This is a genomic window from Streptomyces sp. NPDC050528 (assembly GCF_044457795.1).
Taxonomy (GTDB): domain Bacteria; phylum Actinomycetota; class Actinomycetes; order Streptomycetales; family Streptomycetaceae; genus Streptomyces.
The window spans coordinates 164,895-180,573 of sequence record NZ_JBITHH010000019.1 but is presented as its reverse complement, the minus strand read 5'-3'; the positions used below and the strand labels follow the sequence as shown (position 1 = coordinate 180,573).

The 15,679-nt window shown below is 70.7% G+C and carries 11 protein-coding genes; 3 read left to right on the top strand and 8 right to left on the bottom strand.

Annotated features, from left to right (window positions below):
• Positions 1-144 precede the first annotated feature (144 nt).
• Entirely contained in the window at positions 145-771 is a 627-nt protein-coding gene (locus ACIBK4_RS45930; protein ID WP_328682918.1) for a TetR/AcrR family transcriptional regulator, read from the top strand.
• Positions 772-855: 84 nt separating this feature from the next.
• On the opposite strand, the gene ACIBK4_RS45925 is transcribed toward ACIBK4_RS45930, so the two are convergent.
• From ACIBK4_RS45925 to ACIBK4_RS45915, 3 genes are all read right to left on the bottom strand, one after another.
• Entirely contained in the window at positions 856-1,845 is a 990-nt protein-coding gene (locus ACIBK4_RS45925; RefSeq protein WP_399005335.1) for an ADP-ribosylglycohydrolase family protein, read from the bottom strand.
• An 86-nt stretch (positions 1,846-1,931) separates the two neighbouring features.
• Positions 1,932-2,912: a UDP-glucose 4-epimerase GalE gene (galE, locus tag ACIBK4_RS45920; RefSeq protein ID WP_399005333.1), complete on the bottom strand. Its 981-nt coding sequence runs from the start codon at positions 2,910-2,912 to the stop codon at positions 1,932-1,934.
• An 81-nt stretch (positions 2,913-2,993) separates the two neighbouring features.
• Positions 2,994-4,265, bottom strand: a complete 1,272-nt coding sequence (locus ACIBK4_RS45915) for a glycosyltransferase 87 family protein (RefSeq protein ID WP_399005331.1) — start codon at positions 4,263-4,265, stop codon at positions 2,994-2,996.
• A gap of 179 nt (positions 4,266-4,444) precedes the next feature.
• Between ACIBK4_RS45915 and ACIBK4_RS45910 the strand changes: the two genes are divergently transcribed.
• On the top strand, positions 4,445-6,307 hold the full coding sequence (locus ACIBK4_RS45910) for a hypothetical protein (RefSeq protein WP_399005396.1): 1,863 nt from the start codon (positions 4,445-4,447) through the stop codon (positions 6,305-6,307).
• Here ACIBK4_RS45910 and ACIBK4_RS45905 read toward each other — a convergent pair.
• Positions 6,267-6,740, bottom strand: coding sequence for a MarR family winged helix-turn-helix transcriptional regulator (locus ACIBK4_RS45905; protein ID WP_399005329.1), 474 nt, complete (start codon positions 6,738-6,740; stop codon positions 6,267-6,269). The two genes, ACIBK4_RS45910 and ACIBK4_RS45905, sit on opposite strands and share 41 nt — an antisense overlap.
• Positions 6,741-6,871: 131 nt before the next feature.
• Here ACIBK4_RS45905 and ACIBK4_RS45900 point away from each other — a divergent pair, with 131 nt between their 5' ends.
• The gene (locus ACIBK4_RS45900; protein ID WP_033287195.1) at positions 6,872-7,285 is read left to right on the top strand and encodes an organic hydroperoxide resistance protein; all 414 of its coding nucleotides are present in this window, start codon (positions 6,872-6,874) and stop codon (positions 7,283-7,285) included.
• A gap of 121 nt (positions 7,286-7,406) precedes the next feature.
• Here the strand turns inward: ACIBK4_RS45900 and ACIBK4_RS45895 are convergent, their stop codons facing one another.
• The 4 genes from ACIBK4_RS45895 to ACIBK4_RS45880 all read right to left on the bottom strand — a co-directional run bounded on the left by ACIBK4_RS45895 (position 7,407) and on the right by ACIBK4_RS45880 (position 15,548).
• Complete coding sequence (locus tag ACIBK4_RS45895) at positions 7,407-8,717, bottom strand: hypothetical protein (RefSeq protein WP_399005327.1); 1,311 nt, start codon at positions 8,715-8,717, stop codon at positions 7,407-7,409.
• Positions 8,714-10,936 carry a CDP-glycerol glycerophosphotransferase family protein gene (locus ACIBK4_RS45890; RefSeq protein WP_399005325.1) on the bottom strand — a complete coding sequence of 741 codons (2,223 nt, stop codon included), beginning with the start codon at positions 10,934-10,936 and terminating at the stop codon, positions 8,714-8,716. The genes ACIBK4_RS45895 and ACIBK4_RS45890 overlap by 4 nt, the downstream gene beginning before the upstream one ends.
• 7 nt (positions 10,937-10,943) lie before the next feature.
• On the bottom strand, positions 10,944-13,136 hold the full coding sequence (locus ACIBK4_RS45885) for a CDP-glycerol glycerophosphotransferase family protein (RefSeq protein WP_399005323.1): 2,193 nt from the start codon (positions 13,134-13,136) through the stop codon (positions 10,944-10,946).
• A 150-nt stretch (positions 13,137-13,286) separates the two neighbouring features.
• Entirely contained in the window at positions 13,287-15,548 is a 2,262-nt protein-coding gene (locus tag ACIBK4_RS45880; RefSeq protein WP_399005321.1) for a CDP-glycerol glycerophosphotransferase family protein, read from the bottom strand.
• Positions 15,549-15,679: the final 131 nt, after the last annotated feature.

The window sequence follows — 15,679 nt, the reverse complement described above, 5'->3', positions numbered from 1 at the left end:
GCTGTACCCGCCTAGCTCACCGCGCCCACCTCGCCCACCGATGCGCCTCGCCCGCGTAACGACGAGCCCGTTTCGTCGCAACGCGCCCCACACACGCCGCGTCGGAACGCAACCGTTTCGTCGCAACGCCCCTATGCTTGGGCTATGACGACGAACGCCGACGAGCCCCAGACACGTCAGCGCCGCCGCACCCCCGCCGGGGCGGCCGTACTCCGCGAGGATGTGACCGAAGCCATTCGGGCGGCGGTCTTCGAGGAGTTGGCGGCGGTCGGGTATGCCCGGATGTCGATCGAGGGGATCGCGCGCCGCGCCGGGGTGGGCAAGACGGCGGTGTACCGCCGCTGGCGTTCGAAGCTGCACCTGGTGCTCGACGTCGTGTCGGCGATCGCGGTGATGGGGCTGCCGACACCGGACACCGGTTCGCTGGAGGGCGACCTGCGGATGCTGTACGAGGTGACGTCACGGGCCCTGCGTCACCCCGTCGCCTCGCAGATCATCCCGGACCTCCAGGCCGAGGCGGCCCGCAACCCCGAGATCGCAGACGCCATGCAGAAGGCACTGCGCGAGGGCCAGGAGGGCGTGGCCAGCAAGATCCTCGCGGCCGCGGAACGGCGCGGCGAGATCCGCCCCGGCATGGACGAGGACCTGGCCCTGGACCTGATCTCCGGCCCCCTGTACTGGCGCGCCGTGGTGATCCGCAGCCCGAAGCTGCCGAAGGGCTACCTGGGGGCACTGGCCCGGGCGACGACGGAGGGTCTCAAGGCGCTGTAGGGCTCCGCCGCACCCGCCGTCTCCCAGGCCCTCGTCTCCCTGGCCGACGGCGACGATGCGAGCGCCGCTCGGCCGGCCGGTGAGTCAGCCGCCCCCGTCGCCCAAGCCGCCCAGGCCGTCCGAGTCGTCCAACCGCCGCGCCAGTTCCCCGAGTTCGGCCGCCCGCAGCACCCGCCCGCCGAACCCCGGCAGCGGTACGTGCAGAGCCTCGGTCCAGCGCGCAGGGATCGCCGCACTCCCGTACACCGCACCAGCGAGTCCGCCCGTCACCGCGGCGACGGTGTCCGTGTCGCCGCCGAGGTCGATCGCGGCGCGTACGGCGTCCTCGTAGGAGGACGTGGTCCGCAGGGCCCAGACGGCGGAGGCGAGGCAGGGCCAGACGGCGCCGTTGAACTCCGTCGCCAGGTCGGGATGCCAGTCCGGGGCGAGGACGACGCCGTAGCGCTCCTGGTGGTCGGCGTGGACGGAACGCAGGGTCTCCTCGACGGCGTCGAGCGGGTCGCCGCCGTCCAGTGTGACGCGCACCAACTCGTGGAAGACGGCGGTGCCTTCCCAGGCCGCGCGGTCGCCGTGGGTCAGCGCGGCGATGCGGCGGGCGGCGTCCATCGTGGCGTCGCGTCCCACGCGCGCGAAGAAGACGGCCGACGGGGCGGCGCGCATCAACGCACCGTTCCCGGCGCCCCGTTGGCTCGTCTGGAAGTGCACGGCGGCGGCCAGGTCCCAGGGGTCGCCGCTGGTCAGTACGGCCTCGGTCTGCAGACCGATGTCCTTCGGGCCGGCCGCAGCCCACTGCCGGAACCGCCGGAACATGTCCGGGAGTTGGAGCCCGCCGCACTCCAACAGCGACTCCGCGACGAGTACGGCCATCTGCGTGTCGTCGGTCGCCTCGCCCGGGTCCCAGCCGCCGCCCCCGCACATCTCGCCGCCGTGACCGGCCACCGGAAACCGGGCGGAGAGCGCGCCCTCGGGACCGAACTCGAAGGGCGCGCCGAGAGCGTCGCCGACGGCGGAGCCGAGGACGGCGCCCACGGCACGCTCCGATCGGGAACAGCCGCCCACAGGGCCGGAGTTCATCAACGGCCGCCCGCCGGGCCGGAGTTCATCAACAGCTGCCCGCCGGGCCGGAGTTCATCAGACCGGAGTTCATCGGATCGCACTCATCACGCCCGAGCCGCCCCCGGATGCAACCGCACCCACCCCTCCCAAGCCGACGTGATCATGTCGTCGACGTCGTGCTTGGCCTTCCAGCCCAGTTCGGTGGTGATGCGGTCGGCGGAGGCGACGACGCGGGCCGGGTCGCCGGGGCGGCGGGGGTGGACGGTCGGGGGGCGGTCGTAGCCGGTGATCGCGTTGATGCGGTCGATCATCTCGCGGACCGAAACGCCTTCCCCGCGGCCGATGTTGAGGGTGAGGGCGCGGCCGGGGGAGGCCTGGAGGGCGCGGGCGGCGGCGACGTGGGCCTCGGCCAGGTCGACGACGTGGATGTAGTCGCGGACGCAAGTGCCGTCCGGGGTGGCGTAGTCGTCGCCGAAGATGCGCGGGGGCGCGTTCTCGGTGAGCTTCTCGAAGACCATGGGGACGATGTTGAAGACGCCGGTGTCGGCGAGTTCGGGGGCGCCGGCGCCGGCCACGTTGAAGTAGCGCAGGGAGGCCGTGGACAGGCCCGTCGCCCTGCCCGTCGCGCGGACCAGCCACTCGCCCGCCAGCTTGGTCTCGCCGTACGGAGACATCGGGACGCAGGGCGTCTCCTCGGTCACCAGCTCCACGTCCGGCATGCCGTAGACGGCGGCCGAGGACGAGAAGACGAACGACGGGACGCCGGCCGTGGTGACCGCCTCCAGGAGGACGCGCAGGCCCTCGACGTTCTCCCTGTAGTAGTGCAACGGCAGGTCGACCGACTCGCCGACCTGCTTCTTCGCCGCCAGGTGGACGACTCCGGTGACGTCCTGGTCGGCGAGGGTGCGGGCGACCCGTTCCGCGTCCAGGGTCGAACCCACCACCAGGGGCACGCCGTCGGGCACGCGCTCGGCGATGCCGGTGGACAGGTCGTCGTAGACGACCGCCTGTTCGCCCGCCTCGGTCATCGCCCTTACGACGTGCGCCCCGATGTAGCCGGCGCCGCCGGTGATCAGCCAGGTCATGTGCGGCCGTCCCCTCCGTCACTGGATGTCGTTCGACCCGCGCGGGTGCTGCGTCCCCCGCGCGTCGCGGCCCTCAGTCAATCAGGCGCCGGAGTGCGCCGAGGTCAACTGCTGGGACTCCCCGTAGGGGCCGGGCGACTGCACGCGCGTGTGCGTCGTCGCCGGGAGCGGCCTCGACGACCGCCACAGCCGGACGAACGAGAGGACGGCCGCGGCGGCCAGCAGACCATTGCGTACGACCATCAGGGCGCAGCCCGTCCACGTGCTGTGGATGACGTCGACGTACAGGACGGGGAACTCGACGGAGCTGACCGCGCTCGCCGCCACGATCAGCGCGGCCACCGCGCGCTGGGTCGTGTGCCGCGAGGTGAGGCAGACGGCGGCGAGGCCGAGCAGCCAGATCATGTACTGGGGGCTGATCACCCGGCTGGTCACGGTGAACAGCAGCACGGCGCTCAACGCGGCGTCGTACGGCGTCGCGTCGGTCCAGCGGCGGGCCCGGATCCGCCACAGCAGCAGAAGCCCGAAGGCGACCGCCGTGAGCGCCAGGGACACATCGGCGACGGCGGAGACGTACCGCCCCGTGAACTCCATCGCGCCGTACCGGTAGTGCACCTGGCCTGGCCAGCCGACGTGGGTCGCCAGGCCGAGGGCGGTACCCCCGAGGGACTCGATCTGGACCCCCCGGCCGCCCTGTTGACGCAAGAAGGCAAAAGGATTGTTGAACAAGACCACGAGAGACATGAGCGACAAGACCCCCGTCCCCACCGCCCACGACCACACCGACCGCGTCGTCCGCCCCCTCGGCATCCCCAGCAGCACCAGCGCCGGCCACACCTTCACCAGCGCGCCCAGTGCCGCGAACGCGCCGCACGCACGCGTGGAGCGCGACAACGTCAACAGGGAGATGACGGCGAACGCCGTGACCTGCACGTCGTAGCGGACGAGGGGCATGTGCAGGAGGAGAGGGAGGCAGGCGATCCAGTACGCGGCGCCGCGCAGGCTGTGGCCCGGGCGGGTGCCCGCGCGGGCCAGGACCACGGTGATCACGGCGTCGGTCGCGAGGGTGAGGACGACGAACGCCTGGAAGTAGGTCAGGTCCGGCAGCAGCGCGGGCGCCAGGAGGACGGGACCGGCGCCCGGCGGGTACTGCCACAGCGGATCGTGCGCCGGGAACGCGCCGTGAGACAGGACGCCGTACCAATGGCGGTACAGGCGCCACACCTCCCGGGCGACCCCGCCGTGGCCGAGCAGGGGGAGGCCGTTGTACGCGAGGAGCAGCAGCATCCCCGCGCGGGTGGCGAGCCAGGCGAGGGTCAGGGCGAGGAAGCGGTGTTTGCGGACGGCGTTCATCACGCCGGATCGTAAGCCGGGTGAATGCCGCAGGAATGCTAATACACCGTCAATCGTCGGTAAGAGCTTGCTAACAGTACAAAATCAGCCAGGTGGACACCCAGGGTGAGGACGAGAACAAGCGGCGATTCCGGTGGACCAGGACGGGGACCGTGGCCGTGGTCGTGCCGGTGGCCGTCATGCTCGCGCTGGGGCTCTGGGGTCTCGATCGCGGCGGTATGTGGGGCGACGAGGGCGTCACGTTCCTGGTCGGGAGGCGCACGGTGCCGCAGATCTGGCACCTGCTGCACGGCGTCGACGCGGTGCACGGCCTGTACTACCTCCTCATGCACGCCGTCCTCACCGTCCACCCCGGCGAGGTGACCCTCCGCCTGCCGTCCGTCTGCGGCGCGGCGGCGACCGCGGGCCTCGTCGCGGCCCTCGGCGTCCGCCTGGCCCGCCCCCGTGTCGGCCTCTGGGCCGGCCTTCTCTACGCGATCACCCCACTGACCGGCCACTACGCCCAGGAGGGCCGCTCCTACGCCCTCGTCGCGGCCGGTGTGGCCGGGGCGACGCTGCTCCTGGTGCGGGCACTGGAAGGCCGGCCCTGGTGGCCGTACGGCGCAGTCCTCGCCGTGACCTTTCTGCTGCACGAGTTCGCGGTCCTGGTGCTCTGCGCGCACGCACTGACGCTGGCGGCGGCGCGGGTCCCCAGGGCGACATGGCTCGGCTGGGCCCGTGCGACGGGCGTGGCGATGGGCACCCTGTTGCCCCTGGCCTGGATCTCCCAACGCCAGTCCGCCCAGGTGGCCTGGCTGAGAATCCCGGACTGGGACACGACAGAACGCCTCGCCCGCGACTTCCTCGCCGTCACCCCGACCGGCATCGTCTTCTGGACCTCCCTCCTCCTGATCCTGCTCGGCCTAGGCGCCGGCCGCCTCGCATCGGTCGCCCTGCCGTTGCTCCTGGTACCGCCGGTACTCCTGCTGACGGTGTCTCAATTCCGGCCCTTGTTCCACGAGCGGTACGTGCTGTATGCGCTGGCCGGGGCACCGCTGCTGGTGGCGGCGGGGGCGGACCGGTTGGTGGGGGCGCTGAGGTGGCTGTGGCTGGAGGGGCAGGGCGCGCCGAGTGGTCGGCGGGCGGAGGCCGAGCGGGTCGTAGCCAGGGCGGGGAGACATCGCGAGTTGGTGGGCGCGCCGAGCGGGACCAGTCACCGGCTGCGAAACGACCGTAGAACTGAACCGGAAGACAGGACCACAGCCGCAGCCACACTCGGAACCCGAGACGAAGCCGCACAGAAAGCCGGAGGCGGAGGCGAAGCCGCAGCCGGAGGCGGAATCCGAGCCGCAGCCACAGTCGGAACCCGAGACGGAGCCGCAGCCGGGATCCGAGCCGAGGTCCGAGCCGCAGCCGCAGTCGGAGCCGGAGAGAGAGCCGGAGGCGGAGGCGAAGCCGCAGCTGGAGGCGGGAACCGAACCGCGACGGCAGCCACAAGCCGCCCATCTCTCGCCCGAGCCAACCTCATCACCCTCGCCGGCGCCCTAGCCGTAACCATCCCCTTCCTCCACGGCCTCCCCGACTACCGGAACGACCGTGACGCGGCCCGCCGCCCCGAGAATCTCGCCGCGGTCTCCACCCTCGCCGGACGTGAACTACGCCCCGGTGACCCGGTGTTGTTCCTGCCGTCGTTCTGGCGGGTGACGGCGCTGGCGTATCCGAGGCCGTTCGTAGGGGCCCGGGATCTCGCGCTGGGGGAGTCGGGCGCGAGGTCGGGGACGCTCAGTGGGCGTGAGGTGGGGCCGGGGGAGTTGCGGGCGCGGCTGGCAGGCGTGGACCGGGTCTGGATCGTCGCGCAGTCGAACCTGCTGCCCTCGCGCTGGGTACCCGGCGACGCGACCGACCGGGTCAAACTGGACGTCGTGGACGGGGAGTTCGCGCGAAGACAGCAGTACGTAGGAGGGCGAGTGAAGCTGGCCCTCTACATCCGCCGGATGCCCCCACAGCCGATGCGGCTGGCGCCTATGCCTCGTCCAGCGTCGCCGAGTCCAACGCCCCCGTGAGCTGATCAAGCCGCTCCCGCAGCGCCCGAATCTCATCGATGTCAAAGCCGGTCGCCCCAAGAATCCGCCGAGGCACCTCGACCGCCCGCTCGCGCAGCGCGACCCCCTCATCCGTGAGCCGCACCTCCACGGACCGCTCGTCACGGACGCTGCGCTCACGCCGTACCAGACCCGCCGTCTCCAGCCGCTTGAGCAGCGGGGACAGCGTGCCGGAGTCGAGCCGCAGGTGCTCGCCGAGCTTCTTGACGGGCAGCTCCCCGTGCTCCCACAGCACCAGCATCACCAGGTACTGCGGATACGTGAGCCCGAGATCCTTGAGGATCACCCGGTAGACACCGCCGAAGGCACGCGACGCGGCGTTCAGGGAGAAGCAGATCTGCTGGTCGAGGCGGAGCCAGTCGGTGCTGGGAGCGGCGGCGGGAGTGGTGGTCATACCCCCAGGATAGCGCGAGCAGACGATTTAGTTGTGGGCAATTGAATTGTGTGCTCTACTTGTCGTCGTGAGGCGGCCCGGACACCCGGACCGGTCACCCCCACCAAGACTTCCGAGAGGGATGGTTTCCAATGGACGCGATCTACACCGCCGTAGCCACCGCCACCCACGGCCGCGACGGCCGCGCGGTCAGCAACGACGGCAAGATCGACCTTCAGCTCGGCATTCCGGTAGAGATGGGCGGCAACGGCCAGGGCACCAACCCTGAGCAGCTCTTCGCCGCCGGTTACGCCGCCTGTTTCGGCAGCGCCCTCGGCCTCGTCGGCCGCCAGGCGAAGGTCGACGTCACCGACGCGGCCGTGACCGCCGAGGTCGGCATCGGCAAGCAGGGCGAGGGCTTCGGCCTCAAGGTGACCCTGCGCATCGAGCTCCCCGACACCGTGGACGAGGCGACCGGCCGCAAGCTGGTCGAGACCGCCCACCAGGTCTGCCCCTACTCGAACGCGACCCGCGGCAACATCGAGGTCGACCTCGTCGTCGAGTAGTCCCTACGACGCTCCCGTTGCTCCCTACGACGCTCCCGTGACCCGGCACAGAGATGGCCGGCGGCATACAAGCCGCCGGCCATCTCGTCGTACCGGAAGTCACCTGCCCCAGTACCGGAAGTCACCTCACCGACGGAGCGTGCTCCCCAAGCCCAGGCCCAACTCCCTGCCCAGGAACCGGCGTTGGCGCCGCCATGGCCCCAGCCACCTTCCCCCGCACGACACTCTCCAACAACAACGGCACCCCCACCACCGGCAGTAGCCACACCAACACGATCAACCGCCCACCCCACACACTGATATCGGGATGCGCGGCCTGCGTAAGAACCCCGGTGAACGCGGCCCCGATCAGAAACACCCCGAACGCCGGCCGCCGCACCGCCCCCCACACCCCCGCACCCAGCGCAGCCACGAGCATCGGCTGCCACAACTGCTGCCGAGTCCACTCCACCCAGAAGTTCGCTTCCAGGTGCAGGAATTCGGGCCACAGCCGCGTGCGGTCGGGCCGGGCATAGTGATCGGTGAGTAGATCCTGAAGACTGTCGGTCTGCGACGGATAGTGCAGCGCACTCGCCAGAACCAACGTACCCAGCGCGGCAGTTGCCCCCAAAGCGGCCACCACGACCAACCCCCGCCCCGGAGCCCGCCCACGCCGCATCCGCCCTACGACGACCACCGCACCCGCCCCGGCCAGACACAGCCCCAGGAACAGGGACTGCGAGTGCTTGACGGTGAAGAGAAGCGCCAACGAGCCACCCACCAGGGCGAGTCCGGCCCGGGTACGCCGCCCCTTGAGCACCAGCGCGCACCCCCACACCGCAGCCAGCGTCAGGGCAGTCATCAGCCCCTCGGTCATGGGCCGCATCGAGGTCGTCCCACACGGCAGCACGTAGTACAGCGCCTGCCCGGTCAACGCGAACGGCACCGACACGGACAGGGTGCGCAGGATCAGGAAAACAAGAATCCCACCCAGAACCGTGAGAACGACACTCGCCGACCACATCCCCCAGACCGGCCCGAGCAACGTCACGAACGGCACCAGGAACACCGGGTATCCGGGCCGCACTTCGAAGATCCGCATGAACCGTTCCGACGTGAACGGCGCGATGAACCCACCCGTCTGCCCGGCCCGCAGCCGCGCGTTCACCCCCCGCCACTCCGCGTCCCGGCACTTCTTCGCGACCCGCGCGGCGGGGTCCTTCCCATGGAAGTTCAGCGGATTCACGCTCTGTTCGCGCCGCGCGTTCGCCCCCTGGCTCGCACAGCTGTAGTCGATGGCGACAGCCGCCGACTCCCGCTCGCTCGCACCACGCAGACTCATCGCGTACGACAGGTAGTTCTTCGTGTCGGGAGTCGCCCGCCCGGTGACATTGGCGAGTTGGAGCACCGCGAACACCGCGGCCAGCACCAACACCCACGTACGCGGCCTCATGAGGACGCCAACTGGTCGTGACCACTGACCGGAGAGGGGACCCGCGCACCGGCCCCGGTCTGCGGAAGCCAGTCGGCCTCCCCCAGAAGCAGCGTCCGTACGACCCTCTCGGCGGCCATCCCGTCGTCGAACTCGCAGTACCGCGCCCGGAATTCACCCCGCAGCCGCGTCGAGTCGTCGTCCCGCCAGGCACCCGATGCGAACAGCCACGCCAACTCCCGGTAGGAACCGGATACATGACCCGGTGGCGCGGCGGTGACGTCGAAATACGTTCCCCGGCTGGCCGCGTAAGCCTCCCGGTCATCGGCGTGCAGCACGATCGGCCGGTCGAGATTGGCGTAGTCGAACATCAGGGCCGAGTAGTCAGTGACCAGAGCATCGGACGCCACCATCACATGCTCCACGGCGAGTTCATCGGTCGCGTCGATCAGCACCCCACGCCGATGCAGATCCGCGAGCCCCATCCCCCGCGCGGGACCGGTCGCGAGAGACGGATGCAGCCGTACGACGAGCGTGTGCTCCGGTCCGAGATCCTCGGCGAACCGGGCCAGATCCAGCCGGTCGACATGCCCGCCCCGGACGTACTCCCGGCGGGTCGGCGCGTACAGCACGACGGTGTTTCCGACCGGGATGCCGAGCCGCTCCCGAACTGCTGCCCCCGCTCCGGGTGTTGGAGCGACCAGGACGTCATTGCGCGGACTCCCGGTCCGCGCCGAAGCGAAGTGACACGGATACGCCCGCTCCCACACCAGCTCCGAGTGCCGGTTGGCGACCAGGCTGTGGTCCCAGCGGTCGGCCCGGCGCAGCATCTGCGGGACGTCGACGCCGTAGCGGCCGCCGGGCTTGTCCAGCAGGTCGGCCGCCATGTACTTGAGCGGGGTGCCCTGGTGGGTGTGGATGTGGACGCTGCCGGGGCGCTTGGTGAGGGTGCCGGGCCAGTTGACGTTGTTGACGAAGTACTTGGCCCGTGCGGTGAGTTGGCGGTACCGCGGGGTGTTGAGGAGGACGTGCTCGACATCCGGCGGCACCAACGCGGCCTGTTCCGTGTCCTGTACGACCCACACGCCCCGCAGGTGCGGGGCGATCTCCCGCGCCTTGTAGTAGACGGCGGCCGGATCACCCAGCACCCCGCGGTGCGAAAACGCCGAGTACACAACGAGGTTGGGGTCCAGCGACCGGCGGGCGTGCAACGCGCCCCAACCGCCCTTGACCCGCTCGGCCGCCGCCTTACGGACCTGCAACGCCCGGCGCTCCAGCTGCCGCCCGCCCCGCCCCGCCTGCCGCCGCACCCGGTACAGCGCGTAACTGCCTTCAAGCGCACGGACTTCGGCGTCCACCCTCACCCCCGCTGGCTTGTGCTTGGCGAACAACTCGGCCGTACGACGGAAGAACTCGGCCTTGTCGGACGGCGGCAGGCGGTCCGGCTTGCCGAGGATGTCGAGACAGTGCTCGCCCATCTTCCGGTGCAGGTACGGCAGCCAACTCGCCAGCTCCGGGCGGGAGTCGACGAACGCGAAGACCCGCTCGTACTGGTCGTGGATGTCGAAGTGCTTGCGGCTGGTGGTGGACAGGATGTTGCCTTGCCGCCGCTGGCGGTAGTTGAGGCAGATCCGGTCGAGGGTGGCGATCCGCTCGGCGCTGAGCATGACCGGGAACGTCCAGGGAGTGTCCTCGTAGTAGCCCGGCGGGAACTCGAAGGCGTGCTTGTGGACGAACTCCCGGCGGTAGACCTTGTTCCACACGACCATCAACAGGTCGAGGATCTCCGGGTGTTCGGCGACCGTGAAGGTGTCGTCGACCTCCGTCAGGACGTGCGCGAGGACGTTGCGCCGGGTGCCGCCCCACCAGTAGGTGCGCGCGTAGTCGAAGACCAGGACGTCCGGGTCGCCGCTCGCGTCGAGCCGGTCGGCCATCGCACGCAGGGCGCCCGGCGTGAGGGTGTCGTCGCTGTCGAGGAAGAAGAGGAAGTCGCCGGTGGCCAGGGGCATTCCGGCGTTGCGGGCGCGGCCGAGGCCGACGTTCTCCGGCAGGTGCAGCACCTGGACGCGCGGGTCGCGGGCCGCGTACTCGTCGAGGATCGCGCCGCACCCGTCCGGCGAGCAGTCGTTCACGGCGATCACCTCGATGTCCCGGTAGGACTGCTCCAGAACCGAGTCGAGGCACTCGCGCAGAAAGCCCTGCACCTTGAAGACGGGGACGATGACGCTGAAGCGGGGCACTTCGGGTTCAGCTCCTTACGAGGGTGGCGGCGGGGGCCGGGACGCGCTCCGCGAGCGGGATCACGGGCGGCACGGTCTCCGGCGGCTCGCCGAGGAACACCCGGCGTACGACCCGCTCGGCGGCCAGCCCGTCGTCGAACTCGCAGAAACGGGACCGGAATTCGGCCCGCAGGGCCGTGGACTCGGCCCCCGCGTACGAGCCGTCACGGAAGACCTGCGCCAGCTCCTCGGGCGTGCGCGCGACCGGGCCGGGCGGCGCCTCCATGAGGTCGAAGTAGACGCCCCGCGTCTCCCGGTAGACCTCCCAGTCGTCGGCGTACACGACGATCGGCCGGTCGAGGTTGGCGTAGTCGAACATGATCGACGAGTAGTCCGTGACCAGCGCGTCGGCGGCCAGGCAGACGTCCTCGGAGGAGCGGTGCCCGGTCACGTCGATGATCCGGCCGCTGCTCTTCGCCCGGCCCTGGTCGTAGAAGTAGTGGGCGCGCAGCAGCACGACCACGTCCTCGCCGGCCGCCGCGCAGAATGCCTCCAGGTCGAGGCCGGTGTCGAAACCGGTCTGGTAGTCGCGGTGGGTGGGCGCGTACAGGACGGCCGTCTTGCCCTCAGGGACGCCCAACTCCCGCCGCACACGCGCCACTTCATCCGCCGTCGCCGTGTAGTAGACGTCGTTGCGCGGATAGCCGTACTCCAACGCCTCGTACGAGCCCGGGAAGGCGCGCTCCCACATCTGGGTCGAGTGCCGGTTGGAGGAGATGTTGTAGTCCCAACGGTCCACCCGGCCCAGCAACTTGGCGAAGCTGCCGGTCGCCGCGGCCACCACCGGGTACGTCGACTGGTCGACGCCCATCTTCTTCAGCGGGGTCCCGTGCTGCGTCTGGACGTGCACACTGCCGCGCCGCTTGACGACGCCCTCCGCGAAGTTGGCGTTGTTCACCAGGTACTTGGCCCGCGCCAGCACCTCCCAGTACTTCCGGCTGCCGATGACGGCGTACTCGACATCCTTCGGTACGGCGTCCACCGCGTCCGGCTCCACAAGGAACACCGAGCGGATGTGCGGGGCGAGTTGGCGGGCCTTGGCCTCGATCGCGGCGGGGCTGCAGGCGTAGCCCCGGCCCCAATAGGCGCAGTAGACAGCAAGGTTGGGGTCGAGGGAGCGGCGCAGGTCACGGGCGTAGCGCAGCCGGGTACGCAGCATCCGGGGGCATGGGACGCGCTCGGCCGCTCCCGATGCCTTCCGGTTGGCGCCGCGCAGCGCCTTGAAAGCGGTGTACGCCCCCGACGCCAGCAGCCGGTGCTGCACCCCCAGACTCCCGCCCGGCGCACGGAAGTTGGCGGGCCGGTGACTGCGGTAGAGCCGTCCGGCCCGGCGGAAGAAGGCGCGGTGTCCGGAGGGAAGCCGCTCGGGTCGCGAGGCGGTCTTCAGCACCACGGCGAAGAGCTGCTCGAACAGAGCGTGCGACCGCTCGGGAGTCAGACCCTGCGCGGCGCCGAGCACCAACTCCACCTGGTCCAGAAGCTGATGGTGATGCTCGCCGGGAAGGTTGAGCCGGCTGCCCTGCCTCCGCAGTAGATGCCGTACGACCACCGAGCGCAGGACCGCGACCCGCTCGGCGGCGACCGTCACCAGGCCGCCCCAGCCGAGGTCCGTGAACTGGCCCTCAGGAAAGGTGAGTTGGTGCTCGGTGAGGAAGGCGCGACGGTAGGCCGCGCTCCACGCCGGGAGCTGTACGCCCGTCAGCTGCGGTGCCTGCGCGGGGGAGAAGCCGCCCGCCGGGGTCTTCGCGAGCAGCGGGGCCGCCGGGTTGGTGGGCTCGCCCTCCCACCACGGGGTGCGCTCGTGCTCGTAGTACAGGACGTCCACGTCACCGGTCGTTGTCAGCCGGGCGTTCAGCGCCGCCAGCGCCCCCGGGGCGAGGGTGTCGTCGCCGTCCAGGAACAGCACGTAGGAGCCGGTCGCCGCCCGCAGCCCGGTGTTGCGGGCCCCGCCAAGCCCGGCGGACGGTGGGGAGTTGACCGGGGCCACCCGGGAGTCCTGCCCGGCGTGGTCGGCGGCGACGTCGGCGGCCGGGGAGCCGGGGCTGTCGCAGACCGGGATCAGCTCGAAGTCGCCGTAGGACTGCGCGAGGACCGAGTCCAGGGCCAGGGACAGCCGGCCGGTGACCCCGTGGGACGGGACGATGATGCTGAAGCGGGGCATTCTGTTCTTTCTCCAGTGGTCCGGAGGGGTCCGGTGTCAGTGCGTGCGACAGGCCCCGGGGCGTCCGGTCGGGCGCCAGGTGGTCGGGCGGGTCGGTGTGGGGCGCGAGGGGCTTGAGGGCATGCGAACTCCCCGGTGTGGGAACGGCGTTCAGAGTCGGTCGGTGACGGGCAGGGACGACGAGGGCTGCGGCACGGTGGCGAGCGGGGAGCGCGTGAGGCTCGCGGCGGCCGACGGGACCGGGTGGCGGTCGGCGAGCGGTACGACCGGCGGGAGGTCCGTTTCGCCCAACACCACGTGGCGTACGACGCGTTCGGCGGCGCGGCCGTCGTCGTAGGGGCAGAAGCGTTCGCGGAACGCGGTGCGCAGTTGGGTCGAGCGGGAGCCGCGCCAGTGGTCGGTCGCGAAGATGTCGATCAGTTCGTCCTCGCTGCGGGCGACCGCGCCCGGCGGGAAGGCGCGCAGGTCGAAATAGGTGCCCCGGGCCGCCTCGTAGGCCTCCCAGTCGTCGGCGTGGATGACGATCGGGCGGTCGAGGTTGGCGTAGTCGAACATCAGGGACGAGTAATCGGTGACCAGCGCGTCCGAGGCGAGGCACAGCGACTCGACGCTGGGGTGGTCGGTGACGTCGATGATCCGGCCGGACGGGGAAGCGGCGAGTGGGCCCTCGTGCCAGTAGTGGGCGCGGGCCAGCACGACGTAGCGCGGGCCGAGGCGGCGCAGGACGCGGTCCAGGTCGAGGTGGGCGCGCTGAACGCGGCGGTAGTCGCGGTGGGTCGGTGCGTAGAGCAGGGCGATGGCGTCCTGCGGGATGCCGAGGGACTCGCGCAGCCGGTGCACGTCGGCCGAAGTCGCCTGCTGGAACACGTCGTTGCGGGGATAGCCGTAGGCGAGCGTGGTGTAGCTGCCGGGGTAGACGCGCTCCCAGGTCAGGGTGGTGTGGCGGTTGGGGGACAGAACGTGGTCCCACTTGTCGACGCCCTTGAGGAGTTCGGCGAAGTCCATGTCCCGTGCTGCGGCCGGGCGTTCCTGGAGGTCGAGGCCCATGTGCTTGAGCGGGGTGCCGTGTTGGGTCTGGATCATGACCTGGCCGGGGCGCTTGACCAGCCGGCGGTCGAAGTTGACGTTGTTCACCAGGTACTTGGAGCGGGCCAGCGCCGTCCAGTAGGACGCGGTGTTCGGGCGGAGTCTGCGCGTGGCGGCCGGGATCGTGTGGTGGTGCTCGGGGCGGGCGATCCACGCGGTGCGGATGTGCGGGGCGTGGGTGCGGAACGCCGTCTCCAGCGCACCCGGGTTGCAGCTGTGGCCGCGGCCCCAGTAGGCGGCGAACACCGCGCGATCCCTCAGCGGGAGCCGGAGTTGGACACGGTAGTGGAGCTGGAGGACCGCCGCCCTGAGCGTGCGCAGCGCCTTCGCGGTGAGCTTGACCGCGCTGCGGCGCCAGCTCATCGCCTTCTGCACGGCCCGGAACGTGCGGTGGACGCCGAAGTGGACGAGCGTGTGGCGCATCCGGGTGCGCAGCGGGACCGGGGTGCCGGGGATGCGGTAACGGCGGTAGTGGGCACGGGCCTTGCGCAGGAACTCGGCGCGGGTGCCGCGTGGGAGGCGGTCGGGCTTGGTGAACACCGTCGCGAGGTGGTCGACCATGCGGCGGAACAACACCGGGCGCCACGAGGCGAGTTGGGGGTGCGCGTCGACGAACGCGAAGACCCGGTCGTACTGGTCGAAGACGTCGAAGTGCTTGCGGCTGGTGGTGCCGAGGATGTTGCCCTGACGGCGCTGGCGGTAGTGGACGCAGACCCGGTCGAGGGTCGCGATCGTCTCCGCCGTCATCAGGACCGGGTAGGTCCACGGGGTGTCCTCGTAGTAGCCGGGCGGGAAGGCGAAGCCCTCGCGCTCGACGAACTCCCGCCGGTACGCCTTGTTCCAGGCCACCATGATGACCCGCAGGAGCCCGGGGCGGTCCTCGAGGCGGAAGGGCGCCGGGCCCTGTTCGGTCAACTGGACGGCGACCTTGTTGCGTTGGGCCTCGCCCGACCAGAAGGTGCGCGCGTAGTCGAAGACCAGCACATCGGGCTCGCCGGTCTCCTTGAGGCGGTCGGCGATCGCGCGCAGCGCGTCCGGCGTGAGCGTGTCGTCGCTGTCGAGGAAGACGAGATAGTCGCCGGTCGCCTGTTCCAGACCGGCGTTGCGGGCGCGGCCGAGGCCCTGGTTCTCGGGGAGATGGACCGCGCGCACCCGGGCGTCGCGGGCCGCGAACTCGTCGATGATCGCGCCGCAGGCGTCCGGCGAGCAGTCGTCGACCGCGATCAGCTCAAGATCGGGGTACGACTGGGAGAGCACCGATTCCAGGCATTCGTGCAGGTACGCCTGCACCTTGTACGCGGGGACAATGACACTGAACCTGGGCAAGGGACATCCATGGGTCGGTCGGCGCGGGCGTTCTGCCCGGGAACGGCCGATGGAGTGACTTGGTTACGGCGCGTACGGCATACGGGGGATCCTCGGTGAACGGGAAGAGGCGGGCCGGTGACGGCCCGCCT

Excerpts from the sequence above, each read along its gene's own strand:
- ACIBK4_RS45930 (WP_328682918.1), top strand. The coding sequence starts at position 145 with ATGACGACGAACGCCGACGAGCCCCAGACACGTCAGCGCCGCCGCACC.
- ACIBK4_RS45925 (WP_399005335.1), bottom strand. The coding sequence starts at position 1,845 with ATGAACTCCGGCCCTGTGGGCGGCTGTTCCCGATCGGAGCGTGCCGTG.
- galE (WP_399005333.1), bottom strand. The coding sequence starts at position 2,912 with ATGACCTGGCTGATCACCGGCGGCGCCGGCTACATCGGGGCGCACGTC.
- ACIBK4_RS45915 (WP_399005331.1), bottom strand. The coding sequence starts at position 4,265 with ATGAACGCCGTCCGCAAACACCGCTTCCTCGCCCTGACCCTCGCCTGG.
- ACIBK4_RS45910 (WP_399005396.1), top strand. The coding sequence starts at position 4,445 with ATGCTCGCGCTGGGGCTCTGGGGTCTCGATCGCGGCGGTATGTGGGGC.
- ACIBK4_RS45905 (WP_399005329.1), bottom strand. The coding sequence starts at position 6,740 with ATGACCACCACTCCCGCCGCCGCTCCCAGCACCGACTGGCTCCGCCTC.
- ACIBK4_RS45900 (WP_033287195.1), top strand. The coding sequence starts at position 6,872 with ATGGACGCGATCTACACCGCCGTAGCCACCGCCACCCACGGCCGCGAC.
- ACIBK4_RS45895 (WP_399005327.1), bottom strand. The coding sequence starts at position 8,717 with ATGAGGCCGCGTACGTGGGTGTTGGTGCTGGCCGCGGTGTTCGCGGTG.
- ACIBK4_RS45885 (WP_399005323.1), bottom strand. The coding sequence starts at position 13,136 with ATGCCCCGCTTCAGCATCATCGTCCCGTCCCACGGGGTCACCGGCCGG.